This window comes from Thioclava sp. F42-5 (assembly GCF_002213195.1).
Lineage (GTDB): Bacteria > Pseudomonadota > Alphaproteobacteria > Rhodobacterales > Rhodobacteraceae > Thioclava > Thioclava nitratireducens.
The window spans coordinates 50,871-76,457 of sequence record NZ_NBNZ01000007.1; the positions used below are offsets into that span (position 1 = coordinate 50,871).

The window sequence follows — 25,587 nt, forward strand, 5'->3', positions numbered from 1 at the left end:
TAAAGAGATTCGCGCCAGCTATCCCCAGCGAAATCAGTTCAGGCCCTGCGGGCGTCCGACGACCACGAAGGTGAGGTTGTCGGGGTTCAGGATGCGCTTGGCCACGCGCTGGATATCCTCCTTCGTGACCGCGTTCACCTTGTCGTTGCGGGTGTCGATATAGCTCGGCGCCATGTCGTTGAGCTGCATCCCCGTGAGAATGCCCGCGATCGTGCCATTGCCGTCGAAACGCAGCGGATAGGCACCGGTGAGGTAGGTCTTGGCGTCCTCCAGCTCCTTGTCGGTGACCTTGCCGGTCGCCGCTTTTTTCCACTGTTCTTTCACGACCGAGATCGCCTCTGCGACCTTCTCATTGGCGGAGGCAAAGCTGCCCTGCCAAGTCTTCGCCAGATCCTTGTCGACGATATAGGAGGTGATGCCATAGGTCAGGCCGCGTTTCTCGCGCACCTCGTCCATCAGGCGCGACGAGAACCCGCCCGCGCCGAGGATCTGGTTGAGGACATAGGCCGCGAAGAAATCGGGGTCTTTCAGCCCGATCCCCTTCTGGCCGAACATCACCACCGATTGCGGGCTGTCGAAATCGACCGTGGTCACGCCGCCCTTGAAGCTCGGATCCGCGGGGGGGGGCATGTCGGCGCCCTTGGCGGGCAGATCGCCCAGCAGCTTGTCGAGCATCGGCCCGAGTTCTTCCGGGGTGATGTCGCCCACTGCGGAGACCACCATGTGATCGCGGGTCATCACACGGTCCTTGGCCTCGAACAGGTCCTCGCGCGTCAGGCCCTTCACGCTCTCGGTGGTGCCGTTGAGCGAGCTACCATAGGGATGATCGCCATAGGTGATCTCGCGGAATTTCTCGCCCGCGATGTCGTTCGGGTCCTGTTTGCTCGACGCGATCACGGCGAGCACCTGCTGGCGCACGCGTTCGATTGCGCTTTGATCGAAACGCGGATTGACCAGCGCCTCGCGCAGAAGGTCCACGGATTTGTCGCGGTTCTCGGTCAGCATCCGGGCCGAGATGTCGAGCGAGTCGTCGCCCACATCGAAGCCGAACTGTGCGGCCAGTGCTTCCTCGGCCTCGGCGAATTGCTGCGAGTTCTTCTCGCCCGCGCCTTCTTCGAGCGTGGCGGTCATCAGGTTGATCGCGCCGCGTTTGCCCTTGGCATCGAGGCTCGCCCCGCCCCGGAAGGCGATGTCGAGCGCGGTGAAGGGGATGTCGTGGTTCTCCACCAGCCACGCCTTGATGCCGCCGGGCGACGTGACCTGCTGAATGTCGATCGCGCGGGCGGGCAGAGCCAGCACGAAGGCAAAGAGCGACGCCATCACGAGGCGCGCGGTGATCGGGAAACGGGTATGGATCATTGCGTGATCTCCTGCGCGGTCACGGGCGGCGCGGCGGGGGCCGCAGTCTCGGCGGGGGCGTCATCGGGACGCTTGGCATAGCCCGTTACCGAGGATTTGTTCTGGAACAGATCGCGGGCCGCGGCCATCACGTCCTCCTCCGTCACCGACATCAGAACGTCCGGCCAGTCCTCGACATCCTTCACCGTGAAGCCCGAGGCCAGTGCTTCGCCATAGCGCCGTGCGAGGCCCTGCGTGTTGTCGCGCGAATAGATCTCGGAGGCCTTCACCTGCGTCTTGATGCGGGCAAATTGCTCAGGGTCGATGCCTTCCTTCAGAAATTGCGCCAGCGCCTTGTCGAGCGCCTTTTCTGCCTCGGGGAGGCTCACATCCTTGGCGGGCATGACCGAGAGGTTGAACGTCGTCGGGTCGATCGACATGCCGTCATAATAGCTCGACGCGTAGATCGCGGTGCCGTCGCCGTAGATCAGCTTTCGGCCAAGTACGGAGGTCGCCTGATTGCCACCGAGAATCTCCGACAGAACGGTCAGGGCGGCCGCGCGCTTCTGATCGCCCGGATTGCGCTCGGGGGCGAGATAGGTGCGGACCAGATAGGGCTGGGCGACGCGGGCGTCCTCGAAGGTCAGGTGGCGCGCGGCGCGTTGCGGCGGCTCTTGCGGGCGGGCGCGGGGCGACAGGTCCTCGGTCGGTTTCAGCTTGCCGTAATACTTCTCGGCGAGCGCCTTCACCTCGTCGGGCTTCACATCGCCCGCGACCACGAGTACCGCGTTATTGGGCGCGTAATATTCGTGATACCACTTGAGCGCGTCCTGCCGGGTCAGGCCTTCCATTTCCTTGCGCCAGCCGATGACCGGCGTGCCATAGGGCGAGTTGAGGAACTGGGCGGCGCGTTCCTGTTCGTTGAACAGCGCCTGCGGGTTGGAATCGGTACGCTGCGCACGCTCTTCCAGGATCACCTGCAGCTCGGTCTTCGCGTCGTCGGGCGAGATACGCAGATTGCGCATCCGGTCCGCTTCCATCTTCATCACCAGCGGCAGTCGGTCCGCGGCGATGCGCTGGAAATAGGCGGTGTAATCGAAGCTGGTGAAGGCGTTGTCCGAACCGCCATTGGCGGCGACCGTCTTCGACAGCTCGCCGGGGGCCATGGTGTCGGTGCCCTTGAACATCAGGTGTTCAAGGTAATGCGCGATGCCGGATTTGCCGCGCTTCTCGTCGGCCGATCCGGCTTTGTACCAGACCATATGGACCACGACGGGCGCGCGGTGATCTTCGATCACGACGCCTTTCAGGCCGTTTTCCAACTCGAAAGTAGAGACGTCACCGGCCACCGCCGGGCTCAGACCTGCCAATGTCAGCAGGGCGAACAGGAATGCACGCAATGCCCAACTCCTCACAAGACACAGTTTCGGCGAAGATAAGCACTCTCGCTTCGCGTGCAAACGCCGGTGACGTTCTCGTGATGATTTTCCGGATTACTTGACCGCTTGCTGCGCTTCACCCGAGGGCGGGGCGCCCGGGGTGACGACGCCGAGACGGCGCCAGCGCTCGAGCTCTGCCGACTGGTCGAGCTCCATCGGCTTGTAGGCTTTGTAGTAGACCGAAACCTGGAACAGACGTTCGAGCAGGCGACCGTCGTGATCCTTGCGCCACTGGTAATCTTCGGCGGCGAGGGTCTGGCGGATGCCCGCCTGGCTGCCGTAACGCGAAGCCGCGGAGACGAGCGCCCGATCCGACGTCGGCACCTGGCCGTTCCGATCGAGGCGGCGCGGATTGCCACCAAGGGCGGCGACGGCATCGGCTTCGGGCGTGGGATCGGTGATGTTCGCGCCGCCCGGCGTGGGGGGCGGCAGGGCATCCAGATTCTCCGGCATCTCCAACGGCTTCGTCGGAATTACGCCGAATTCGTCCGGGCCTTGGTGCGAAGACCGCAGATTCATCAGGCTGGGGTCGCGGGAATTGCCGCAGGCAGCCAGCGTCAGTACCGCTGTAAACGCGAGTCCGAGCGTGCCGATCTTCGCCTGCATGAACCACTCCCTTGCCAGTTCCGCCCCCGTCTTAACGCAACATTGGAGCGTCGTCACCTGCGAAAAACAGGCTAGCCTTCGTTGGCGCGATGGTCCTTGCCGGTGAACAGCACCAGACCGACAGCGCCGAGGAAAATCGCCACATCTGCCACGTTGAAAGAATAGGGGTTCTCCCAACCCGGTAGCGACATGTTGAGAAAATCCGCCACCGCGCCGTAAACGAGCCGGTCGACGACGTTTCCGAGCGCGCCACCGACCAGCAGCCCGGCCGAGATATTCACCCGGCGCGAATGCGGCTCACGCGCGATCCAGACCCAGACCCAGAGCGAAATCACCAGCGCGACGACAATCAGCACCCAGCGCATCCAGTCGGTTTCGTCGGAGAACAGACCGAAATTGACGCCGCGATTCCATGCCATGCGAAAGTTGAGGTAGGGCGGCACCACGTCGATCGCGCCGCGCTGGTCGAGATGCATCCCCTGCACCACGATATATTTCGACACCTGGTCGAGGAGCAGGACGCCCGCTGTCACTTTCGCTGCTAGCCGCATCTGGCCCTCGTTTGTTTCTCGTCACGTCTTCATGCCAGAAGGTGCAGCCCGGCATCCACCGGGCTACGCAAAGATACGGGCGGATCAGTGGCGGAAATGGCGCATTCCGGTGAAGACCATCGCAAGACCACGCTCGTTCGCCGCGTCGATCACTTCCTGATCGCGCATCGAGCCGCCGGGCTGGATGATCGCGGTGGCGCCTGCCTCAGCCGCGGTGATCAGGCCGTCGGCGAAGGGGAAGAAGGCGTCCGAGGCCACGACTGACCCCTTGGTGGGAGTCTCGCTCAGACCAGCGGCTTCCATCATGTCTTCCGCTTTGCGCGCCGCGATCCGGGTCGAGTCGACGCGGCTCATCTGGCCCGCGCCCACGCCGACGGTCGCGCCGTCCTTGACGTAGATGATCGCGTTCGACTTGACGTGTTTCGCGACTTTCCACGCGAACAGAAGGTCTTTCAGCTCCTGCTCGGAGGGCTGGCGCTCGGTCACGACTTTCAGATCGTCCAGCGAGATCACGCCGTTGTCCTTGTCCTGTACGAGGAAACCGCCCGCGACCTGACGATAGGTCGTGATCGGTGCGGTGATGTCGGGCAGGCCACCGGTTTCGAGAAGGCGCACATTCTTCTTCTTCGCGATAACCTCTTTCGCCGCCTCGTCCACCGAGGGCGCAATGATGACTTCGGAGAAAATCTTGGTGATCTCTTCGGCGGTCGCCGCGTCGAGCGTCTGGTTCAGCGCGATGATGCCGCCGAAGGCCGAGGTGCGATCGCAGTCGAACGCGCGCTTATAGGCTTCGATCACGGTCTCGCCGGTCGCCACGCCGCAGGGATTGGCATGCTTGATGATCGCGACGGCGGGCTTCTCGGTACCGAATTCCGAGACCAGCTCGTAGGCGGCATCGGTGTCGTTGATGTTGTTGTAGCTCAGTTCCTTGCCCTGCAGCTGCTTCGCGGTCGCGACGCCGGGGCGGTTCGTACCGTCGAGGTAGAAGGCCGCCGACTGGTGCGGGTTTTCGCCATAGCGCAGCGTTTGGGCGAGCGTACCCGCGAAAGCGCGGCGGCGCGGGGTCTGCTCGCCGATGGCGCCAGCCATCCAGGTCGAGACGGCGGCATCATAGGCCGCGGTGCGCGCATAGGCGATCTGGGCGAGGCGCTGGCGGAACGGGTAGGAGGTCGCGCCATCATTCGCGTCGAGCTCTTCCAGCACGGCGGCGTAATCTTCGACATCCACGACGGTCGAGACAAACGCGTGGTTCTTCGCCGCAGCCCGGATCATCGCCGGGCCGCCGATATCGATATTCTCGATGCAGGTGTCGTAATCGGCGCCCTTCGCGACCGTTTCCTCGAACGGGTAGAGGTTCACCACCAGCAGGTCGATCGCCTCGATCTGGTGCGCTTCCATCGCGGCGAGGTGTTCTTCGTTGTCGCGCAGCGCCAGCAGGCCGCCATGCACCTTCGGGTGGAGCGTCTTAACGCGACCGTCCATCATCTCCGGGAACCCCGTCAGATCGGCCACGTCGCGCACGCTGAGGCCAGCTTCGCGCAGGGTTTTGGCGGTGCCGCCGGTGGATAGCAGTTCCACACCGCGCGCAGCAAGCGCTTGGGCGAAGTCGACCAGTCCGGTCTTGTCGGAAACGGAAATCAGCGCACGGGTCAGGGGGATCGGGCGGGTCACGGGCAGCTCCTCGCAAGGCTCAGGTCAGGGGCGCCCGGCCATCCTTGGGGAATTTGCCCCAAGGTCAGGGCGCGTCGATGGCCGAGGGGTTATCGCGTGCTTGCGAAAAGGTCCAGCCAATCTGGCAGGCCCGGTCCAGAACCTTGCTGGAAAGCACGATCTGTTGTGCAGGACGCGGGCGAATGCGCCCTTTTTCCAGGTAAACCGAGGGTTCCAATGCCAGATCGGCGACCCCGTCATGGCGGAAAATCCAGATTTCCCCGGTGCGCAGCGCGACCGAAACGGCGGTGCCACCGAGATCGAGTGCCGCGTCGCAATCGGGATGCAGGTGAAAGCGGATGTCGAAGGGAATGCCGCGCAGGCCTTCACGCTCGAAGATCTGGTCGAAGCGCTCGATATCCTGAGGCGTCATCGCGCCCAGCGTGTCGCGCCCGCGCAATTCGCGCCCGTCGACGGAGAGGTCCAATTCGCGGATATGCGACATGCCGTGGGTCTCGGCATAGCCGTCATGGCCGAAGATCATCCCGGTCTCGGACAGATCGTCGGGCTTGAACCAGACGTTTTTCGGCGTCTTGTCGAGAAAGGCGCGCGGTGCCCGTCCGAAGAGGCGCTCGGGGCCGAGGCGCGACGAGGAATAGCCGCGGATCGAGAGGGTCGAATGGCTGGCGGTGGCCCGGCCCGCCCGGTGCCAATCCGCGCCGAACTGCGCGCCCGAGCCGCAATTGACGATCAGCGGGCGACGACCGGAGGTCAGCTCGAAAGCCAGCGTCGACGCATGGGCATTGGCCGAGGCCTCGCCCTGCGGAGGTCGCGCCGCGTCGATGATGAGAGAGCCGCGCCCCCCTTGCATTCGCACATAGCCCATCGCGATCGGTTCGCGCCGCACGCTGCGGATGCCGGTCGCCGAGAGCGCTGCGTCGAGCCGCCCTTCGGGGCCGCGTCCGCCGCCGTGAAACCGCGCCAGCGCCCCATCGGAGTGGCGCAGTGCGCGTAGGGTGGGCGCAATCCGAGCGATCGCATCGAGGAGCGGACCCGGCGGCGTGCGCCCCGCCGTTTCCAATGCCTCGGCTGCCCAGTTGAGAAGCGTCAGGATCTCGAGCAGTTCCTCGGGGTTCCGGCTTGCGATCCCGCCCTCCGCGTCGATTTCCTGCGCGCAATCGCGCGACAGCGCCTCGAGCGCGGGGGCGGCGTGCCGCTCCATCCCGGTCAGCGCAAGTCCCGCATAGACGAGACCGGTCAGCGCCTCGAACCGGGGCAGCCCCTGCACCGCGCCGGACCAGCGCTTCGAAAGGAAGATCGTCTGCTTGCCCAAGGCGTGGAAGAAGCGGTCGGCATCCACGCGCTCGCGCCCGTTCAGAAGCAGGACCGCGTGGTTGATCCAGCGGATCAGGCGGCGCCCGGTCAGATCGGGCGTCCAGCCCGGCCCTTTGCCGTCGCCGAAGCGGTCGATCCAGCCGAAGACCCAATCCTGCGCGCGGATCCGGGCCTCGCGGGTGCCCAGCGCGGCGAGATCGTCCAGCCAACCGCAACCGTGAAGCGCATCCTCGAACGCGGGGTCAGGCATCGGCAGATCCCAGATGTTGACCCCCGGGCCTTCGATCAGGAAGCCGGCGAACAGGAAATTGCCCTGAACGAGTTGCCGCCCCTTGGCATAAGAGCCGATCGTGCGCCGTTCCGGCTGGCTGACGAAGCCGGTCACGGTTTGCGCACGGCCCGCGCGCGCAGCAGCGAGCCGGTTCAGCGCCATGCCGAATTTTGCCGATGATCGGGTTCTGTCCTTGCCCATTCCGTCGCCGCTTGCATGCCCTTCTGTCGGGGAATGCGGTCACGTTACTGGGAGGCAGGCGCGCTGTCACCGCCTGCGGTGCCAGTTCACGCAGAGCGTTGCAGTCGCGCCATGTAGAATCCGTCCATCCCCCCGAGATCAGGCCAGAAATCGGGCCGCAGGCGCAGCCCGCCTTCCTCGGTGATCCACGCGGGATCGATGCCGGGCAGATCGGGGCGGATCACGGTGAGGTCCGGATGCCGGGTGAGCGCCGCCTTGATCTGCGCCTCACCCTCTTCGGGCAGAAGCGAGCAGGTCGCATAGACCAGCATGCCGCCGGGTTTGAGCCATTGCAGCGCGCGGTCGAGGAGTTGTTCCTGAAGCGCGAAGAGCGGCTTGATCGAGGCGCCGTCCTTGATGAAGGGCAGATCGGGATGGCGGCGGATCGTGCCGGTGGCCGAGCAGGGCGCATCGAGCAGGATCGCGTCGAAAGGCGCATCCGGCTCCCATTCGAGCGCGTCGGCGGCGACGATCTCGGCCTCCATCTGCGTCCGGTCGAGGTTCTCCGCGAGCCGCTCCAGCCGCGCCTCGGAAATATCGAGCGCGGTAACATCGGCCCCCATCGCGGCGAGTTGCAGCGTTTTGCCCCCGGGTGCTGCACAAAGGTCGAGGACGTGCGCACCAGATGCCGGAGCGAGCAGCTTCGCGGGCAGCGCGGCGGCGGCATCCTGCACCCACCACGCGCCGTCTTCGAAACCGGCTAGCTCGGACACTTTGCCCGGATCGGTCAGCCGCAGCGAGCCCGTGGGCAGAAGCGTCGCCCCCAGCGTCTCGGCCCATCCTGCGGCATCGTCCTTCACGCTCAGGTCGAGCGGCGCACCGGCCAGGTGCGCGACTTCCATCGCCTGCGCGGCCTTCTTGCCGAAGGACGACATGACGCGCCCGCGCAGCCAGCCCGGCATTTCGGGCGCAGGCGTCGTGGCCCATTTATCGCCCTCCTCGGAGACCTTGCGCAGCACGGCATTCACCAGCCCCGAGAAGCTCTGCAACTTCGGCCCGGCCGATTTCACCAGCGTCACGGCGGCATCGACGACGCCATGCGGGGCTTGCTTTTCCTCCAGCAGCTCGACCGTGGCCAGCCGCAGGATCGCCATCACGTCCGTCGGCGTGCGACGGCGCAGTTGCGGTTTGAGAATCCGGTCGGCGCGGCCCAGATGGCGCAGCGTCGTCGTCGCGAGGCGCTGGGCGCGAGCGCGTTGCGCAGGCTCCAGCCCGTCGAGCGCTTCCGCGCCGATTTGCTCGGAGAGGCTTTCGCGATCCTCGAGAACGCCCACGATCAGGCCAAGGGCTGCGCGGCGCGCGGGGTCGGGTCTGGACATGGGCTGCGGCTTCCTGGCTTGTTGCGGCTTAAGCGCAGGCCTATATCATGCCCCGATCCACAGACAAGGAAGGACGCGCCATGTCCGATAAGCCCGAAGATAAGCGCGACTTGCCGCCCGCAGCCCTGCGCGCGCTCGCCGAAGCCGAGGAGCGCCGCAAGAACGCGCAGGCGGCGGAACTCCCGACCGAGCTTGGCGGTCGCGACGGTCCCGAGCCCGTGCGCTACGGCGATTGGGAGAAGAAGGGCCTCGCGATCGACTTCTGATCGCGGCGCCCTTTGATGCCGGGGCAGGGGGCGTCGCCCCCTCGGCGCGTTGCGCCTCACCCCCAGGATATTTGAGCCAATCCGAAACTGCTGTGACTCAGAGCCCCAGCACGTCGAGCATGTCGTATTCGCCGGGGCGCTTGTCCTGACCCCAGAGCGCGGCCTTGAGCGCGCCGCGCGCGAAGATGGCCCGATCGGTCGCGACATGGCGCAGGATGATCCGCTCGCCCATGCCGGCAAACAGCACGTCATGCTCGCCCACGATATCGCCGCCTCGAATGGCCGAGAAGCCGATCGCGCCATGCTTGCGTGCGCCGGTGATACCGTCGCGGCCCGACTCGCGATTGTCTTCGAGCGAGACGCCACGGCCTTCCGCCGCTGCCTCGCCCAGCATCAGCGCGGTGCCAGAGGGCGCGTCGACCTTCTTGTTGTGATGCGCCTCGATCACCTCGATATCCCAGTCGGCATCGAGCGCCTGTGCGACTTTTTTCGTCAGCTGCGTAAGCAGGTTCACCCCGAGGCTCATGTTCCCCGCCCGCACGATCACGGCATGGCGCGCGCATGGCTTGAGCGCCGCGATGTCGTCCTCGTCCATGCCGGTCGTGCCGATCACATGGGTCAGGCGTGCCTGCGCCGCGATCTTCGCGAATTCGCGGGTGGCGGCAGGCGCGGTGAAGTCTATCACGGCCTGCGCCCCGGAAAACGCCTCCAGCGGATCGTCGGTCACGATCACGCCGTTCGGTGCGCCGCCCATCGCCTCGCCCAGATCCTGTCCGACCCAGTCGTGGCCCGTGCGTTCGACGGCGCCCACGAGGCGCGCCTTGTCGCTCTCGCTCACGGTGCGGATCAGCATCTGGCCCATCCGGCCCGACGCCCCGGTGATCACGATGCCCGGCAGGTCGCTCATGTCTTTCTCCTTAACGGTTTCGCGCTATCTAGCTTGCACAGGCGCGCTTGGCAAAGCCCCCGTTGCGCAAAACCCGCAGACGCCCTATGTGAGCGCCATGGCAAAGAACCGTTTCTCCTCGGGCGATGGCCCCTCGCAACGTCAGCTTCGCATGGGCGAGTTGATCCGACGCACGCTGTCGGACCTCCTGATGCGCGGCGACGTGCATGATCCCGATCTCAGCCGCTTCTCGGTGACGGTGGGCGAAGTGCGCTGCTCTCCAGACCTGAAGGTCGCGACCGCCTATGTCACGCCCTTGGGCGGGGAAGGCGGCAAAGAGCTGATCGCGGCGCTCGCGCGCAACAAGGGCGAGCTGCGGCGTCTGCTGGGCAAAGAAATGACCGCGAAATACAGCCCCGATCTGCGCTTCCGGCTGGACGAGACTTATGACCGGCTGGACGAGACGCGCCGTATGTTTTCGGACGAGACGGTGCAGCGCGATATCGCTGCGCGGGACGATGACGAAGACGATGAAGACGATCGCAACTAATGCTGCCGCGCTGATGCTGCTGGCCACGCCTGCGCTGGCCGACGCTCCTTGCGCGGATCGCAGCTTCGACGGCGTGACCTACACGGTCTGCGAAGCGCAGCTCGGGCAGGACCTGAAGCTGTTCCTCGACGATCCCGATGGCAATCTGATCGGAACGCCCGAGCGGCTTTCCGAAGTCGTCCCCAAAGGCGACCGCGTTATCTTCGCGATGAATGCGGGGATGTACCATCCCGATCGCAAGCCGGTGGGCCTGTTCATCGAGAACGGCAAGGAACTGCATTCGATCGTCACCTCCGAAGGGCCGGGCAATTTCGGCCTGCTGCCAAATGGTGTCTTCTGCATCGGCGAGACATTCTCGGTGACGGAATCGCGCGCCTTCGCCGCTGACCCGAAGGACTGCACCTATGCGACGCAATCGGGGCCGATGCTGGTGATCGACGGCACGCTGCATCCGAAATTCCTCGCCGACGGGACGTCGAAGAACATCCGCAACGGAGTGGGTGTCTCGGCCGATGGCAAGACCGCCTATTTCGCGATCTCCGATGCGCCGGTGAGCTTTCACGAATTCGGTCGTTTCTTCCGTGACGAGATGCAGGTGCCCAACGCGCTCTATCTCGACGGAAAGATATCTCGGCTGACCATTCCCGGCCAGGGGCGCGAGGATATGGGCCTGCCGATGGGGCCGATCGTGGCGCTGATCGCGCACGCGGACCCCGCTGCTGGAGATTGACGGCTCGCGCCGCTTGGGCTAGCAGGCGGCCCCTGTTGACTACGGAGGCCTCATGGCACGCAAGAAGGGTCGCGACATTTCCGGCTGGTTGATCGTGGACAAGCCCGCGGACATCACCTCCACCTCGGTGGTGAACAAGGTGCGCTGGGCGCTGGGCGCCAAGAAGGCGGGCCACGCGGGCACGCTCGACCCGGCGGCGACCGGGGTTCTGGCGGTGGCGCTGGGCGAGGCCACGAAGACGGTGCCTTTCATCACCGATGCGCTGAAGTGCTATCGGTTTCAGGTGCGGCTGGGGGCTGCGACCAAGACCGACGATGCCGAGGGCGAGGTGATCGAGACCTCCGATCTGCGCCCCACCGATGAAGAGATCGCCGCCGCGCTGACCGCTTTCGAAGGTGATATCGAACAGGTGCCGCCGCAATTCTCCGCGGTGAAGGTCGATGGCGAGCGCGCCTATGCCCTGGCCCGGGCGGGCGAGGAAATGGAACTGGCCGCGCGGCCTCTCTATGTCGAAAGCCTCGTGATGCTAGGCCGGCCCGATGCCGATACGGTCGAGCTGGAACTGGTTTGCGGCAAGGGCGGCTATGTGCGCTCCATCGCGCGCGATCTGGGGCAGAAGCTGGGCTGTCTCGGCCACGTCCTCTGGCTGCGCCGCGAATGGTCGGGGCCTTTCGAGGCGAGCGACGGGATTACGCTGGCGGAGATCGACGAACTGGCAAAGACGCCCGAACTCGATGCGAAACTGCTGCCTGTGGAACTCGGTCTTGACGATCTGGTGCAGCTGAAAGCCACGCCCGAGGGCGCGGTGCGGCTGAAGAACGGCAATCCGGGCATGGTGCTGCCGGGTGACGCCGAATGGGGCGAGGAAGTCTGGGTCAGCCATGAGGGCAAACCGCTCGCCGTCGGCATCTACAAATCCGGCGAGGTCCATCCGAGCCGCGTCTTCAATCTTTGACGCGCCCTTCCCCTTGATCCAAATATCCCCGCCGGAGGCCTCCGCCCTCTGCCACACACGCAACGGTCAGGACGAGAGATGATCATCCGCGAGCATATTAAAGGCGACGCCCCTTCCATCGCGGTCTATTCGGATTGCGAGAACTACCGCTACCTGCTGACGCGGGTCTGGGACGACAGCAAACCCCGGGCGCTTTTCATCATGCTCAACCCCTCGACCGCGACCGAAGTGCAGAACGACCCCACGGTGGAGCGCTGCGAGCGCCGCGCGCGGGCGCTAGGTTTCGGGGCGTTCCGGGTGACCAATATCTTCGCCTATCGCGCAACCGATCCGAAGGTGATGCGGGCGCAGAAAGATCCGGTCGGTCCGGAGAATGATGCGTCGATCCGCGAGAGCCTCGATTGGGCGAGCGGTCCCGAAGACCGGATCATCTGTGCCTGGGGCGCGCATGGGGCGCATCTTCAACGGGGCGCCGCAGTAGAGGACTTGCTGCGCGCCAGTGGCCGGGCGCTGCACCATCTCGGGCTGACCAAGGCAGGCGCGCCGAAGCATCCGCTCTACATCGCGTACGAGCATCAGCCCGAGCTGTGGTTCGCCCCGGCAGGGTGAGCGTATCGTTAAGCATTTAACGCTTAAGTCCTAGGGATTTCTTCTCCGCGACCGTAACGTCCGCGCATCTTCACAGGGGTGCTCGAGATGTTGTTTCTGTCGGGATTTCTGGGTCTGCTGATGGCGGGTGCCACGGCGGGTCTCATGGTGGTTTCCTCCGACAATGAGGAGGATGAGCCGCCGCAGGGTGATCCGGATTGCACGTCCATGGAGAGTGAGGGCAACTTTCTTACCTTGGTCAGTGCCGGAGAGGCTTCGCCGGTACCGGTCGATCCCCCAGCGCCCGGCCCGGAGGATTACATGACCTGGGGTGATGCGTCCGACGATGCGATCGCGGGGGCGGCGGGCGATGACCAGATCGATGGATATGGTGGCGATGACAGCCTGCTTGGCGGCAGCGGTGATGACGAGCTTCTCGGGGCGGCCGGCAACGATACGCTGCGCGGAGAGGCGGGGGCGGACACGCTGATCGGCGGCGACGGCGCGGATGTGCTCGCGGGTGGCGCGGATCCGGATTTCCTCTCCGGCGGGTCAGGGGCGGATCGGCTCTCTGGTGAGGCGGGGGGCGACACGCTGATCGGTGGCGTGGGAGATGATACACTTGCGGGCGGCACTGGGGGCGATACGTTGGTCGGAGCGGATGGCGCAGACACGCTGACCGGGGACGCCGGGCGCGACGAGTTGAATGGCAATGCGGGAAACGATCTGCTGCGCGGCGTCACGCTGCAGACGCGCGATCTGGGGGCGGCCGATGCCGATACCCTCAATGGCGGGGCAGGGGAGGATGTGCTCCTTGGCGGCTCCGGCGATTGGCTGCATGGTGGCGAAGATCCCGACAGCTTTGCGCTGAGCGACTGGATCGACCCGGCGACGCCCGCAACGATCGCCGATTACACGGCGGGCGAGGATCGGCTGGCCGTGATCTACGATCCGCAGGGCGCGGCCTTGCCGCAGATCAGTGTCGAGCCCTCGGAGGTTCATTCCGGTGCGGCGTGGATCCTGCTCGATGGGATACGGCTGGCCGAAGTGCTCGACGCGCCGGAGTTGAGCGCGCAGGACATCGCACTCTTCACGCCCGAGCAATTCGCAGCGCAACAGGCGGCAGGTGCTTTGAAATAAGGCTTTTCAACAGGCCGATTCGCGTCTATACGCGCGCATCTGTTCCGAAAGGGGCAGTCTATGGACCTTGCTGGACGACATCCCGGCTTGCGCCCGAACCCTCAATGTAAGGAGATCCCGATGTCGATCACTGTTGAAGACAAGAACGCGCTTATCAAGGAATACGGCACCAAAGAAGGTGACACCGGTTCCCCCGAAGTCCAGGTCGCAGTCCTGACCAAGCGCATCGCGAACCTGACCGAGCACTTCAAAGAGCACAAGAAAGACAACCACTCTCGTCGTGGTCTTCTGATGCTCGTCGCGCAGCGCCGCAAGCTGCTCGACTACCTGAAGGCGAAAGACGTCGCACGTTACCAGTCGCTGATCGAGCGCCTCGGCCTGCGTCGCTAATCCGCCTAGGATTGGAATTCGAAACGCCCGCGCATACCGCGCGGGCGTTTTCATTTGCGTAATTCCGTGTGAATTGCCTGAAATGACATGATTGGGCTCTGTTCCCATGATTGGCGAGATTTTTGGGCGAATGGCCTTCCAATGAAAAAACTTTGGTCGGTTCGACTTCTTGTCCTCCTGTATCGTCCGCTCCAAACGGGAAAACGCGCGCATCTGCCCTAGTTTGCAGATGCGGTAACAGGGAGGATACAAAATGCAGATCGGAGTCTGGATCAGCTTGGCACTGTATTTCGTGCTGATGCTGGCCATTGGGGTCTACGCGTGGCGCAAGTCCACGTCGAGTTCCGAGGAATACATGCTGGGCGGGCGCAACCTGCCCCCCGCGGTTGCAGCTCTCTCGGCAGGCGCATCGGACATGTCGGGCTGGCTGCTTCTAGGGCTGCCGGGCGCGCTCTTCGTGTCGGGCCTGACGCAAAGCTGGATCGGGATCGGCCTTTTCGTCGGTGCGTTCGTGAACTGGATCGTCGTGGCGCCGCGCCTGCGCGAGCAGACCGAGCGTTATGACAACGCGCTGACCATCCCGGGCTTCCTCGCCAATCGCTTCCCGAGCCACGCGACATTGCTGCGGATGGTTTCGGCGGTGATCATCGTGGTCTTCTTCGCGGTCTACACCGCGTCGGGTCTCGTCGGCGGCGGCAAGCTCTTCGCCAGCGCCTTCGGTGGCAGCTACATGACCGGGGTCATCCTCACGCTGGGTGTCGTGCTGGTCTACACGGTGATCGGCGGCTTCCTCGCCGTGTCGCTCACCGACTTCGTGCAGGGCTGCATCATGATGCTCGCGCTCGTCATCATGCCGATCGTGATCCTCACGACCGGTCAGGGCGACGGAGTGGACGCGGCTGCGAGCCGGCTGAGCGATATCGACCCGAACTTCCTGTCGATGACGAACGGGCTGACCTTCGCGGGCTGGCTCTCGGCCGTCGCCTGGGGGCTGGGCTATTTCGGCCAGCCGCACATCATCGTGCGCTTCATGGCCGTGCGCTCGGTCGGGATCTTCGGCCGCGCCTATGCGCAGCGTAACGGGCTCGACGTGCAGGATCCGGAGACGATCTTCATCATCCTGTCGAACCTGCTCTTCCATCCGCTGGTGACGGGCTTCCTGTATGCCGCGCTTCTGGCGGCGATCATGTCGACCGTGTCGAGCCAGCTTCTGGTGTCGTCCTCGTCGCTGACCGAAGACTTCTACAAGATCGTCTTCAACAAGGAGGCCTCGGACCGTGCCTTGGTGAATGTCGGTCGTCTCGCGGTGCTGGCCGTGGGGATCGCGGCGATCATCATCGCCTCGAACCCGGACAGCAAAGTGCTTGGCCTCGTCTCGAATGCCTGGGCCGGGTTCGGGGCCGCCTTCGGTCCGCTGATCATCCTGTCGCTGACCTGGAAGCGGATGACGGGTCTGGGCGGCGTGGCTGGCCTCGTCGTCGGCGCACTGACCGTGATCGTCTGGATTTCGCTGGGCTGGGGCTCGTTCCTCTACGAGATCATCCCGGGCTTCATCGCGGCCTTCATCGCCATCATCGTGGTGAGCCTCGCAAGCGAAGATCGGGGCGAGTTCCGCCCCATCGAATGATCCTCGCGACTTGAAATGTGAAAGGCCCGTCCAATGTGGCGGGCCTTTTGCGTTACTCCTTCGCGGCGCGTCTCGCGAGCCAGCCGACACTCAGCCCCTGCACCACGATCGAGAAGACGACGATCACGTAGGTGGCCGAGAGGATTTCATCCGTCCACTGCGAGTCCGGCAGGGACAGCGCGAGGGCGACCGAGATGCCGCCTTTCAGCCCGCCCCATGTCATCACACGGGTCACGCCGGGGCCGAAGTTGCGGAACGGGCGCAGCGCGAGGATCGGCACCACCACCGCGACCAGCCGGCCGACCAGTGCTAGGCCGATCGAGGCGACCGACGTCGTCAGGATATCCGCGTCGAACCGGATCGCGAAAATCTCCACCCCAATCAACAGGAAAAGCACGGCGTTGAGTATCTCGTCCACCAGCATCCAGAAAGCGTCGACGTACTTGCGGGTCTCCTCGGACATGCCGAACCGCGCCCCGACATCTCCGATCAGAAGCCCGGCGCAGACCGCGGCGATCGGGCCGGAGACATGCAGGAACAGCGCCAGCTCATAGCCACCGAACGCGAGGCCAAGCGTCAACAGTACTTCCAACGAGGGATCGTCGATGAGGCGCATCACGCGAAACAGCCCCCAGCCCATCGCGAGGCCGAGCGCCGCGCCGCCCACCGCTTCGCGGAAGAACAGGGTGCCCGCCCCGGACAGGCTTGAGGCTTCGGAGTGGCCGCTGGTGAAGGCGAGGCCCGAGAGGATCAGGAAGACCGTGTAGCCGACGCCGTCGTTGAACAGGCTCTCGCCCGAGATCACGGTCTCGAGCGTGCGGCGCAGATTGGCCGAGCGCAGTACGCCGAGCACGGCGACGGGATCAGTCGGCGAAATCAGTGCCCCGAAGGTCAGCGCGACCATGATCGGCGCGCCGGTCAGCCAGTGAAAACCGAAGCCCACCACGAGGGTCGACAGCACGACGCCGATCGTCGCCATCACCAGAACCGTCGGCCAGACCGCCCGCAGGTCCGACAGCTTCACATGCAGCGCCCCCGCGAAGAGCATCAGCCCCAGCATCCCGTCGAGCAGCGCTTTCGAGAAGTCGATGCTCTTGACGTAATCTTGTACCTGCTGCGCGAGGTTCAGCCCGAAAATGCGATCGACGATCATCAGTCCGATCGAGGTCATCAGAGCGACGATCAGAATCCCGATCGTCGGCGGCAGGCGCAAAACGAAGTGATTGATGACGCCGAACAACCCAGCGAGCACGATGAGGGCGGCGGCGAATTGCAGAACGGTCATGGGGCGGCTCTTGGCGTGATTGTCCGTTTAAGGTAGCCCGGAGCACCTCAGGGCAAGCGGCGCATGCCCTGAAGAGGGGCGCCGCATTGATCCCGAGATCGCGGGGCGGGGACACTATTGGGCGGCGATGACTAGCTGTGCGAAGCCCTTCGCGCGGTAGCGGACGAACGCCTCCGGGCCCTTGGGGTCGAGGTCGTAAAGATGCGGACGCCCGGCAAGATAGGGGCGCCAGCGCTTTTCCGGCGTTTCACTTATCAGGACATCGTGAGACTTCTTCATCTCGCACGCGAGGTCCTTGATCTTCATTCCCCGGCCTTCCTTGCTGTTCTGCGCGATGACCTGCCGGATCTTTTGGTCGAGTTGGCCGGGTTTGCTTTCGGGCGGGGCCACCTCCTTCGGCTTGCTCTTCGGTAGGCCGATTTCGTGAAACACGGAGCAGCTTTTCCGAAACCCCGCGGGCGCCTTCTTTTCGCCGATGCCGATGACTTCAAAACCCTTCTCGCGAAGGCGGGTCGCGAGATGCGTGAAGTCTCCATCAGAACTTGCGATCACGACACGTTCGGCCAAACCTTCGAAAGCGATCTCCAGCGCGTCGAGGGCAAGCAGCAGGTCGGACGCGTTCTTGCCGGTGCCCGAATGTATGAGCCGGATCGACGGCACGTCTCCCCAGTTCTTGATCTGCGCGATATCGCCATAGGCGCGCCGGATGAACGCGCCGGGTGCGAAGGATAGGATCTTCGGCGCGTGGCAGGCGGAGATGTTCTCGCCGTCGATGAAAAGGGCTGTGGGTTTGCTCATGGTCTCACAATGTTCAATCTTAATAACTACGGGCTGAGGATGGCGCGCCAATCTGGCCAGAATTGGGCGCGGGCCGTTTCCTTCCCCAAGGACTCTTTGCTTCCCAAACCCCTTCATTTCCTGTATTGGCAGGCCCATCTGAGACGTGACGCCTCGAGCCCCCGGGCGCGTGCAAGAGGATAAGGGGGCGGCGGCAATGGGGCCGCCATGCAAATCGGGAGACACGGGATACGCCTGTGAGAGCTCCCAGAAGGATACGCTGAATGTTCAACACCGTTAAAAAATCGATCCAGTGGGGCGAAGAAGAGCTCACGCTGGAGACCGGCAAGGTCGCACGTCAGGCTGACGGCTCGGTTATCGCCACGCTGGGCGAAACCTCCGTCATGGCCAACGTGACCTTCGCCAAGGAACCGAAGCCGGGTCAGGATTTCTTCCCGCTCACGGTTCACTACCAAGAGAAATACTATGCCGCCGGTAAAGTGCCGGGCGGCTTCTTCAAGCGCGAGGCCCGTCCGTCCGAAAAAGAGACGCTCACCGCGCGCCTGATCGACCGTCCGTGCCGTCCGCTCTTCGCGGAAGGCTTCAAGAACGAAGTGCTCGTGATGTGCACCGTTCTCTCGCACGACCTCGTCAACGAGCCCGACATCGTCGCGATGATCGCCGCGTCGGCCGCGCTGACGATCTCGGGCGTTCCGTTCATGGGCCCGATCGCCGCTGCGCGCGTCGGTTTCGCCGATGGCGAATACATCCTGAACCCCGAAGTCGACGACATGCAGAAGCTGCGGGAGAACCCCGAGCAGCGTCTGGACCTCGTCGTCGCGGGCACCAAGGACGCCGTGATGATGGTGGAATCGGAAGCTTACGAGCTGTCCGAAGCGGAGATGCTGGGCGCGGTCAAGTTCGGCCATGACGCGATGCAGCCGGTGATCGACCTGATCATCGACCTCGCTGAAGCCGCCGCGAAAGAGCCCTTCGACTTCCAGGCGCCCGACTACTCGGCGATGCTCGAGACCGTCAAAGCTCTGGGCGAAGAGAAGATGCGTGCTGCATATGCGATCTCCGACAAGCAGGAGCGCGTGGCCGCCGTCAACGCCGCCAAGGAAGAGATCAAGTCGCAGCTCACCGAAGAGCAGCTCGAAGATCCGACCCTCGGCACCGCGATGAAGAAGCTGGAATCGGCTGTTCTGCGTGGTGACGTCGTGAAGAACGGTCGCCGCATCGACGGTCGTGCGCTGGACGAGGTTCGCCCGATCGTGGCGGAAACCGGTCTGCTGCCGCGTACCCACGGCTCGGCGCTGTTCACCCGCGGCGAGACGCAGGCGCTGGTCGTGACCACGCTGGGCACCGGCGACGACGAGCAGATCATCGACGCGCTGCACGGCAATTCGCGCTCGAACTTCCTGCTGCACTACAACTTCCCGCCCTACTCGGTCGGCGAAGTGGGCCGCGTCGGTTCGCCCGGCCGTCGTGAGATCGGTCACGGCAAGCTCGCATGGCGCGCGCTTCAGGCGGTTCTCCCGGCTGCGACCGACTTCCCCTACACGATCCGCCTCGTCTCCGAGATCACCGAGTCGAACGGCTCGTCCTCGATGGCGTCGGTCTGCGGTGGCTCGCTGGCAATGATGGACGCGGGCGTTCCGCTGAAGTCGGCCGTGGCGGGTGTCGCGATGGGTCTGGTGCTGGAAGAGGATGGCTCCTGGGCCGTTCTGACCGACATCCTTGGCGACGAGGATCACCTCGGCGACATGGACTTCAAGGTCGCAGGTACCGAGGAAGGCATCACCTCGCTGCAGATGGACATCAAGGTCGCCGGCATCACCGCCGAGATCATGGAGAAAGCTCTGGAGCAGGCACGCGCTGGCCGCATGCACATCCTTGGCGAAATGAACAAGGCGCTCTCCGCAGGCCGTTCGGAATTCTCCGCCCATGCTCCGCGCATCGAGACGATGACCGTTCCCACCGACAAGATCCGCGAAGTGATCGGTTCGGGCGGCAAGGTCATCCGCGAGATCGTGGAAGTCTCGGGTGCCAAGGTCGACATCAACGACGACGGCGTGATCAAGATCGCTTCGGCCAATGCCGAGGCCATCAAGAAAGCGCATGACATGATCCACGCTATCGTGGCTGAGCCCGAAGAAGGCCAGATCTACACCGGCAAGGTCGTGAAGCTCGTCGATTTCGGCGCCTTCGTGAACTTCTTCGGCAAGCGTGACGGTCTCGTTCACGTCTCCCAGATCGCCAACAAGCGCCTGAACCACCCGAGCGATCTGCTCAAGGAAGGTCAGGAAGTGAAGGTGAAACTTCTGGGCTTCGACGATCGCGGCAAGGTACGCCTTGGCATGAAGATGGTCGATCAGGAAACCGGCGAAGAGATCGCGCCGGAAAAGCGTGAAGAGAAAGCCGACTGATCGGTTTGATCCGCTAGACGATTAAAGAAGGCCCCGGAGCGATCCGGGGCCTTTTGCTTTTGGTCCTTCGGGGTCGGGCGGAAATGAAAAAGCCCCGGGCGTTGCCGGGGCTTTTCCGCAATCGGACGAGACTGCTCTCAGCCCTGCGCTTTCACAGTGCGCAGGTAGGGCAGCTTGACGTCGACTTCGCCGAATTTCTCTTTCGCTTCCTCGGTCGACACTGAGAGGGCGACGATCACGTCCTGGCCCGGGACCCAGTTCGCGGGGGTCGCGAAGGGTTTGCCATCGGTGGCCTGAACGGCATCGAGGGCGCGGATGATCTCGGCGAAGTTGCGGCCGACCGACATCGGGTAGGACATGGTCAGACGGACCTTCTTGTCGGGTCCGATGATGAAGACGGTGCGCACGGTCGCCGAGTCCGCCGGGGTGCGGCCGTCGGGCAGGTAGGCGTCGGCGGGCAGCATGTCATAGGCTTTCGACACGGCCAGCGAGGTGTCGTCGATGATCGGGAAATTCGCGGGCGCGCCGGCGACTTGCTCGATATCCGATTTCCACTTCACGTGCTCTTCGACGCTGTCGACCGAGACGCCCATGACCTTGGTGTTGCGCTTCTCGAATTCGGGGGCGAGCTGCGCCACAGCGCCGAATTCGGTGGTGCAAACCGGGGTGAAGTCTTTCGGGTGCGAGAACAGGATGGCGTAACCGTCGCCGATCCAGTCGTGGAATTTGATCTCGCCAGCGGTCGAGTCGGCGGTGAAATCGGGAGCGGTGTCGTTGATACGCAGGCCCATGAAAAACCTCCTGTGTTTGCGTAAAATTACGTCTTTGCGGGATATAAGTCCTCGCTGGGGTCCATTCCAGCCAGTTTAGAATCTTTTCAAACTTGGGGTCTGCGACCTATCGTCAGGCCTTGCGCAGAGCCGAGAGTGGTGAAACGCTCTTGCGCAATATCTGTGTGCGGGAGGCTGAAATGATCGAGAAGCGGAATTTCTACATCGACGGGGAATGGGTGGCACCCAAGGCTGCGCAGGACTACGAGGTGATTGATCCATCGACCGAAGATCCCTGTGCAGTAATCTCGCTGGGCGATCAGGCCGACACGGACGCGGCAGTCGCGGCAGCGAAGGCGGCGCTGCCCGGTTGGAAAGCGGCCGACCCGGCAGAGCGGATCGCGGCGGTCGAGCGGATCGCCAAGGTCTATGCCGAGCGCGCCGAGGACATGGCGCAGGCGATCAGCCTCGAGATGGGCGCGCCGATCGATCTCGCGCGCAAGAACCAGTGGGGCGCGGGCGCCTATCACATCAAGAATTTCATCGACGCGGCGAAGGCGTTCGAGTGGGTGCATCCTTTGGGCGACGGCACGCCGGGCGCGATGATCGCCTATGAGCCGGTGGGTGTCGTCGGGCTGATCACGCCGTGGAACTGGCCGATGAATCAGGTGACGCTCAAGGTGATCCCGGCGATCCTCGCGGGCTGCACGATGGTGTTGAAGCCGTCCGAGGAAGCGCCGCTGTCTTCGCTGATCTTCGCGGAAATCCTCGATGCGGCGGGGCTGCCGAAGGGCGTGTTCAACCTCGTGAATGGCGACGGCGCGGGCGTCGGCACGCAGCTCTCGACCCATCCGGATGTCGAGATGATTTCCTTCACCGGCTCGACCCGTGCCGGGCGCGCGATCTCGAAGGCGGCGGCCGATACGCTCAAGCGCGTGACGCTGGAGCTTGGCGGCAAGGGCGCCAACCTGATCTTCGCCGATGCGGACGAAGATGCGGTGGCCCGCGGTGTGAAGCATTGCTTCCAGAACTCGGGGCAAAGCTGTAACGCGCCGACGCGGATGCTGGTCGAGCGTTCGGCCTATGATCGCGCGGTCGAGGTCGCGCGGCAGACCGCCGAAGCCACGCAGGTCGCCAGCCCTCGCGAGGAGGGCAAGCATATCGGTCCGGTCATCAACAAGGCGCAGTTCGACAAGATCCAGGGCCTGATCGAGACAGGCATCGCGGAAGGCGCGAAACTCGTCGCGGGCGGTCCCGGACGGCCCGAACATCTCAATCGCGGCTTCTATGTCCGTCCGACGGTCTTCGCCGACTGCGATCCCTCGATGACGATCATGAACGAGGAAATCTTCGGCCCAGTCCTGTCGATCATGCCCTTCGACAGCGAGGAGCAGGCGATCGAGGTGGCCAACGCCACGCCTTATGGTCTGACCAATTACCTGCAATCGGGCGACGGCGCGCGACGCAACCGGCTGGCGCGTCAGTTGCGCTCGGGCATGGTCGAGATGAACGGTCAGGACCGCGGGGCGGGGGCACCGTTCGGCGGCGTCGGTTCCTCGGGCCGGGCGCGCGAGGGTGGCCGTTGGGGCATCGAGGAATTCTGCGACGTGAAGTCGATCTCCGGCTGGGCGGAATAAGGGGCGCTGCCCCTCTTGGCCTATCGGCCATTTCACCTGCCGATATTTTTATTGAGAAGAACAGGGGCGGTTGCGCAAGCGGCCGCCCTTCGACATGATCGCGCGGCTTTTGGAACGGGAGAATGAGATGAGCTTCACGCTGGCGACCTGGAACATCAACTCGGTGCGGCTGCGCGAGGGGCTGGTGCGCAAGCTGATGGAGGAAGAGGCGCCCGACGTGCTCTGCCTTCAGGAATGCAAGAGCCCGGTCGAGAAGATCCCGGTCGAAGGTTTCAAGGAACTGGGCTACACGCACATGATCGCGCGCGGCCAGAAGGGCTATAACGGCGTCGCGATCTTCTCGAAAATTCCGATGGAAGAGAACAGCGCCCATGATTTTGCCGATCTCGGCCATGCACGCCATGTCGCGGGTACGCTCGAGAATGGCGTCACCATCCACAACTTCTATGTCCCCGCAGGCGGCGACGTGCCGGATCGCGAGGTGAACGAGAAGTTCGGCCAAAAGCTGGATTACCTCACCCAGATGCGCGATCACTTCAAAGCGGAAGGGCCGAAGAAGTCGATCCTCGTCGGCGATCTGAACATCGCCCCGCGCGAGGATGACGTCTGGAGCCACAAGCAGCTGCTGAAGATCGTCAGCCACACCCCGATCGAAGTCGAGCATCTGCATGACGCGATGGAGGCGGGCAAATGGGTGGACATCACCCGGCAGGACATTCCCGAGGGGCTTCTCTATTCGTGGTGGTCCTACCGGGCGCGCGACTGGGATGCCGCCGACAAGGGTCGCAGGCTCGATCACATCTGGGCGACGCCGGACATCTCGAACGCGGCGCATGGCAGCCGGGTGCTGCGTGCCGCGCGGGGCTGGGAGAAGCCCTCCGATCATGCGCCGGTTTTCGCGACCTTCGATCTGTAATCGCTTGCGGCAGCGCGCCGCGGTCAAACGGGTTTGCGTTCGGCCCTTCCGAGGCCATATAGGAAAGCAAATCCTCCGCAATTTCGGGAGACGGACATGCTGGAACTGGGTGGCGGCGCCAAGGCCGCAAGCAAGAGCGAATACGTCACGGACGTGACCGAAGCCAACTTCATGGCCGAGGTGGTCGAGAAATCGCAGACCGTGCCGGTCATCGTGGATTTCTGGGCGCCGTGGTGCGGCCCGTGCAAGCAGCTCGGCCCGGCACTGGAAGCCGAGGTCGAAGCCGCGAAAGGCGCGGTCGTGATGGCCAAGGTCAATGTCGACGAAAACCAGATGATCGCAGGCCAGATGCGCGTGCAGTCGATTCCCACCGTCTACGCCTTCTGGCAGGGCCAGCCGATCGACGGTTTCCAGGGCGCGTTGCCCCCCTCCGAGATCAAAAGCTTCGTGGCCAAGCTGATCGAAGCGTCCGGCGGTGAGGCGGGCAACGGTCTGGGCGATGCGGTCGCGGCGGCGGAAGCCATGCTGGCCGAAGGCGCGGCAGAAGATGCGGCGGAAACCTTCGCGGCGATCCTCGAAGAAGATGGCGAGCTGGCGGAGGCGCATGGCGGCCTGATCCGCGCACGCATCGCGCTCGATCAACTGGATGCGGCAGGTGCAGCCTTGGCCGCGGTGCCGCCGAAGCTCGCCGACAGTGCCCCGGTAGAGGCAGCGCGCGCGCAGCTCGATCTGGCGAAACAGGCGCAATCGGCCGGTCCCCTCGACGATCTGAAATCAAGGGTCGAGGCAGATCCGAACGATCATCAGGCCCGCTTCGACTATGCTCAGGCGCTCTACGCGGCCGGGAACGCCGAAGAGGCCGTGGATCAACTTCTCGAGTTGTTCCGGCGGGATCGCGAATGGGACAACGAGGCCGCGAAGACGCAGCTTTTCACCATTTTCGATGCGCTCAAGCCGAACGATCCGATCGTCGCAAAAGGTCGCCGTCGTCTGTCGTCGATGATATTTGCCTGAGGACTTGGGCGCGCTAGTTTCATCCGCATGATGAAGAAAGGCGACTTGCCCGAAATCCTTCCGCTTTTTCCGCTGCCCGGTGCGCTGCTGCTGCCCCGGGCACGGCTTCCGCTGCACATCTTCGAGCCGCGCTATCTGCAGATGATCGAAGATTGCATGAAGACCAAGTCTCGACTGATCGGGATGATCCAGCCGATCAAGGGGCCGGAGGGGCAGAACCACCTCAACACGATTGGCTGCGCGGGCCGTCTGACCGGGTTTTCCGAGACCGAGGACGGACGCTACATGATCACGCTGTCGGGGATCTCGCGCTATCGCATCCTGCAGGAGGTCGAAGGCTTCACGCCCTATATCCGCGCCGAGGTCAGCTGGGCCGGGTTCGAGCGCGATCTGGGTCCGGCGGAGCATGACAACGGCTTCGATCGAGACGATTTTCTCGACCTGTTGTCCAAGTTTTTCCACGCCCAAGGGCTGGATACTGATTGGCAAACGCTGAAGGATGCCGATGACGAGTTGCTGATCAACTCGCTCGGGATGCTTTTGCCGCTGGAGCCCGAAGACAAGCAGGCGCTGCTGGAGGCGCCCTGTCTGGCCACCCGGCGCGAAACCCTGGTGACCCTGATCGAATATGCGCTGCATGGCGGCGGAGAGGAGCGGTTGCAATGAGCGAAGAGACCGAGAGCGCACCGGCTGCGGAGAAACCGCTATTCGACCGGCACATGCTGGAGGCGCTCGTCTGCCCGCTGACCCATGCGGTGCTAAAATACGATGCCGAGAAACAGGAGCTGATTTCTCAGCCCGCGAAGCTGGCCTTCCCGATCCGGGGGGGCATTCCGATCCTCTTGGAAGACGAAGCGCGCCGGATCGACGAATAAGGC

General features: G+C 64.0%; 25 protein-coding genes. 14 read left to right on the forward strand and 11 right to left on the reverse strand.

The annotated features are described in order from the left end of the window. Positions 1–33: 33 nt before the first annotated feature. The 7 genes from B6V74_RS16385 to B6V74_RS16415 form a co-directional block, all read right to left on the reverse strand. Positions 34–1,359, reverse strand: a complete 1,326-nt coding sequence (locus B6V74_RS16385) for a pitrilysin family protein (RefSeq protein ID WP_206185217.1) — start codon at positions 1,357–1,359, stop codon at positions 34–36. After that, positions 1,356–2,738: a pitrilysin family protein gene (locus B6V74_RS16390; protein ID WP_077701340.1), complete on the reverse strand. Its 1,383-nt coding sequence runs from the start codon at positions 2,736–2,738 to the stop codon at positions 1,356–1,358. The genes B6V74_RS16385 and B6V74_RS16390 overlap by 4 nt, the downstream gene beginning before the upstream one ends. Before the next feature lie 93 nt (positions 2,739–2,831). Continuing rightward, positions 2,832–3,383, reverse strand: coding sequence for a DUF3035 domain-containing protein (locus tag B6V74_RS16395; RefSeq protein WP_075776816.1), 552 nt, complete (start codon positions 3,381–3,383; stop codon positions 2,832–2,834). 71 nt (positions 3,384–3,454) lie between these two features. Beyond that, entirely contained in the window at positions 3,455–3,934 is a 480-nt protein-coding gene (gene lspA, locus B6V74_RS16400; protein WP_088723420.1) for a signal peptidase II, read from the reverse strand. Positions 3,935–4,018: 84 nt separating this feature from the next. Beyond that, a complete protein-coding gene (gene purH, locus B6V74_RS16405) occupies positions 4,019–5,605 on the reverse strand; it encodes a bifunctional phosphoribosylaminoimidazolecarboxamide formyltransferase/IMP cyclohydrolase (RefSeq protein WP_088723421.1) in 1,587 nt (528 codons plus the stop codon). Between the two features lie 64 nt (positions 5,606–5,669). Continuing rightward, positions 5,670–7,391 carry a heparinase II/III family protein gene (locus B6V74_RS16410; protein WP_240497130.1) on the reverse strand — a complete coding sequence of 574 codons (1,722 nt, stop codon included), beginning with the start codon at positions 7,389–7,391 and terminating at the stop codon, positions 5,670–5,672. An 86-nt stretch (positions 7,392–7,477) separates the two neighbouring features. After that, the gene (locus tag B6V74_RS16415; RefSeq protein ID WP_088723423.1) at positions 7,478–8,749 is read right to left on the reverse strand and encodes a transcription antitermination factor NusB; all 1,272 of its coding nucleotides are present in this window, start codon (positions 8,747–8,749) and stop codon (positions 7,478–7,480) included. 80 nt (positions 8,750–8,829) lie between these two features. Here B6V74_RS16415 and B6V74_RS16420 point away from each other — a divergent pair, with 80 nt between their 5' ends. Continuing rightward, positions 8,830–9,015 carry a DUF1674 domain-containing protein gene (locus tag B6V74_RS16420; RefSeq protein WP_088720527.1) on the forward strand — a complete coding sequence of 62 codons (186 nt, stop codon included), beginning with the start codon at positions 8,830–8,832 and terminating at the stop codon, positions 9,013–9,015. 97 nt (positions 9,016–9,112) lie between these two features. Here B6V74_RS16420 and dapB read toward each other — a convergent pair whose 3' ends face one another. Then, on the reverse strand, positions 9,113–9,922 hold the full coding sequence (dapB, locus tag B6V74_RS16425) for a 4-hydroxy-tetrahydrodipicolinate reductase (protein ID WP_088723424.1): 810 nt from the start codon (positions 9,920–9,922) through the stop codon (positions 9,113–9,115). Positions 9,923–10,019: 97 nt separating this feature from the next. On the opposite strand from dapB, the gene rbfA reads away from it, so the two are divergent. The 7 genes from rbfA to B6V74_RS16460 all read left to right on the forward strand — a co-directional run bounded on the left by rbfA (position 10,020) and on the right by B6V74_RS16460 (position 15,881). Continuing rightward, positions 10,020–10,451 (forward strand): 30S ribosome-binding factor RbfA, encoded by a 432-nt coding sequence (gene rbfA / locus B6V74_RS16430; RefSeq protein ID WP_075776888.1) that lies wholly within the window; start codon positions 10,020–10,022, stop codon positions 10,449–10,451. Positions 10,452–10,464: 13 nt separating this feature from the next. Further along, positions 10,465–11,181, forward strand: a complete 717-nt coding sequence (locus B6V74_RS16435; protein ID WP_240497133.1) for a phosphodiester glycosidase family protein — start codon at positions 10,465–10,467, stop codon at positions 11,179–11,181. Positions 11,182–11,233: 52 nt separating this feature from the next. Beyond that, positions 11,234–12,136, forward strand: coding sequence for a tRNA pseudouridine(55) synthase TruB (gene truB / locus B6V74_RS16440; protein ID WP_075776823.1), 903 nt, complete (start codon positions 11,234–11,236; stop codon positions 12,134–12,136). Positions 12,137–12,214: 78 nt separating this feature from the next. Next, entirely contained in the window at positions 12,215–12,745 is a 531-nt protein-coding gene (locus B6V74_RS16445) for a DUF1643 domain-containing protein (RefSeq protein WP_088723425.1), read from the forward strand. 87 nt (positions 12,746–12,832) lie between these two features. Further along, on the forward strand, positions 12,833–13,864 hold the full coding sequence (locus B6V74_RS16450) for a calcium-binding protein (RefSeq protein WP_146694573.1): 1,032 nt from the start codon (positions 12,833–12,835) through the stop codon (positions 13,862–13,864). 120 nt (positions 13,865–13,984) lie between these two features. Continuing rightward, a complete protein-coding gene (gene rpsO / locus B6V74_RS16455; RefSeq protein ID WP_075776826.1) occupies positions 13,985–14,254 on the forward strand; it encodes a 30S ribosomal protein S15 in 270 nt (89 codons plus the stop codon). 253 nt (positions 14,255–14,507) lie between these two features. Next, positions 14,508–15,881: a sodium:proline symporter gene (locus B6V74_RS16460; RefSeq protein ID WP_088723427.1), complete on the forward strand. Its 1,374-nt coding sequence runs from the start codon at positions 14,508–14,510 to the stop codon at positions 15,879–15,881. A gap of 52 nt (positions 15,882–15,933) precedes the next feature. Here B6V74_RS16460 and B6V74_RS16465 read toward each other — a convergent pair whose 3' ends face one another. Beyond that, positions 15,934–17,166 (reverse strand): sodium:proton antiporter, encoded by a 1,233-nt coding sequence (locus tag B6V74_RS16465; protein ID WP_088720523.1) that lies wholly within the window; start codon positions 17,164–17,166, stop codon positions 15,934–15,936. Positions 17,167–17,280: 114 nt separating this feature from the next. Continuing rightward, a complete protein-coding gene (locus tag B6V74_RS16470; protein ID WP_240497131.1) occupies positions 17,281–18,102 on the reverse strand; it encodes an NYN domain-containing protein in 822 nt (273 codons plus the stop codon). Positions 18,103–18,227: 125 nt separating this feature from the next. Here B6V74_RS16470 and pnp point away from each other — a divergent pair, with 125 nt between their 5' ends. Next, positions 18,228–20,372, forward strand: coding sequence for a polyribonucleotide nucleotidyltransferase (gene pnp / locus B6V74_RS16475; RefSeq protein ID WP_075776830.1), 2,145 nt, complete (start codon positions 18,228–18,230; stop codon positions 20,370–20,372). A gap of 137 nt (positions 20,373–20,509) precedes the next feature. Here pnp and B6V74_RS16480 read toward each other — a convergent pair whose 3' ends face one another. Further along, a complete protein-coding gene (locus tag B6V74_RS16480) occupies positions 20,510–21,163 on the reverse strand; it encodes a peroxiredoxin (RefSeq protein WP_088723429.1) in 654 nt (217 codons plus the stop codon). A gap of 179 nt (positions 21,164–21,342) precedes the next feature. Between B6V74_RS16480 and B6V74_RS16485 the strand changes: the two genes are divergently transcribed. The 5 genes from B6V74_RS16485 (at position 21,343) to B6V74_RS16505 (ending at position 25,584) form a co-directional block, all read left to right on the forward strand. Next, a complete protein-coding gene (locus tag B6V74_RS16485; RefSeq protein WP_075776832.1) occupies positions 21,343–22,779 on the forward strand; it encodes an aldehyde dehydrogenase family protein in 1,437 nt (478 codons plus the stop codon). Between the two features lie 127 nt (positions 22,780–22,906). After that, a complete protein-coding gene (locus B6V74_RS16490) occupies positions 22,907–23,695 on the forward strand; it encodes an exodeoxyribonuclease III (protein WP_075776890.1) in 789 nt (262 codons plus the stop codon). A gap of 96 nt (positions 23,696–23,791) precedes the next feature. Beyond that, positions 23,792–24,709 carry a co-chaperone YbbN gene (locus B6V74_RS16495; RefSeq protein ID WP_088723430.1) on the forward strand — a complete coding sequence of 306 codons (918 nt, stop codon included), beginning with the start codon at positions 23,792–23,794 and terminating at the stop codon, positions 24,707–24,709. A 27-nt stretch (positions 24,710–24,736) separates the two neighbouring features. Then, on the forward strand, positions 24,737–25,375 hold the full coding sequence (locus tag B6V74_RS16500; protein ID WP_075776834.1) for an LON peptidase substrate-binding domain-containing protein: 639 nt from the start codon (positions 24,737–24,739) through the stop codon (positions 25,373–25,375). Continuing rightward, positions 25,372–25,584 carry a Trm112 family protein gene (locus tag B6V74_RS16505; protein WP_075776835.1) on the forward strand — a complete coding sequence of 71 codons (213 nt, stop codon included), beginning with the start codon at positions 25,372–25,374 and terminating at the stop codon, positions 25,582–25,584. The genes B6V74_RS16500 and B6V74_RS16505 overlap by 4 nt, the downstream gene beginning before the upstream one ends. The last annotated feature ends 3 nt before the right edge of the window (positions 25,585–25,587 follow it).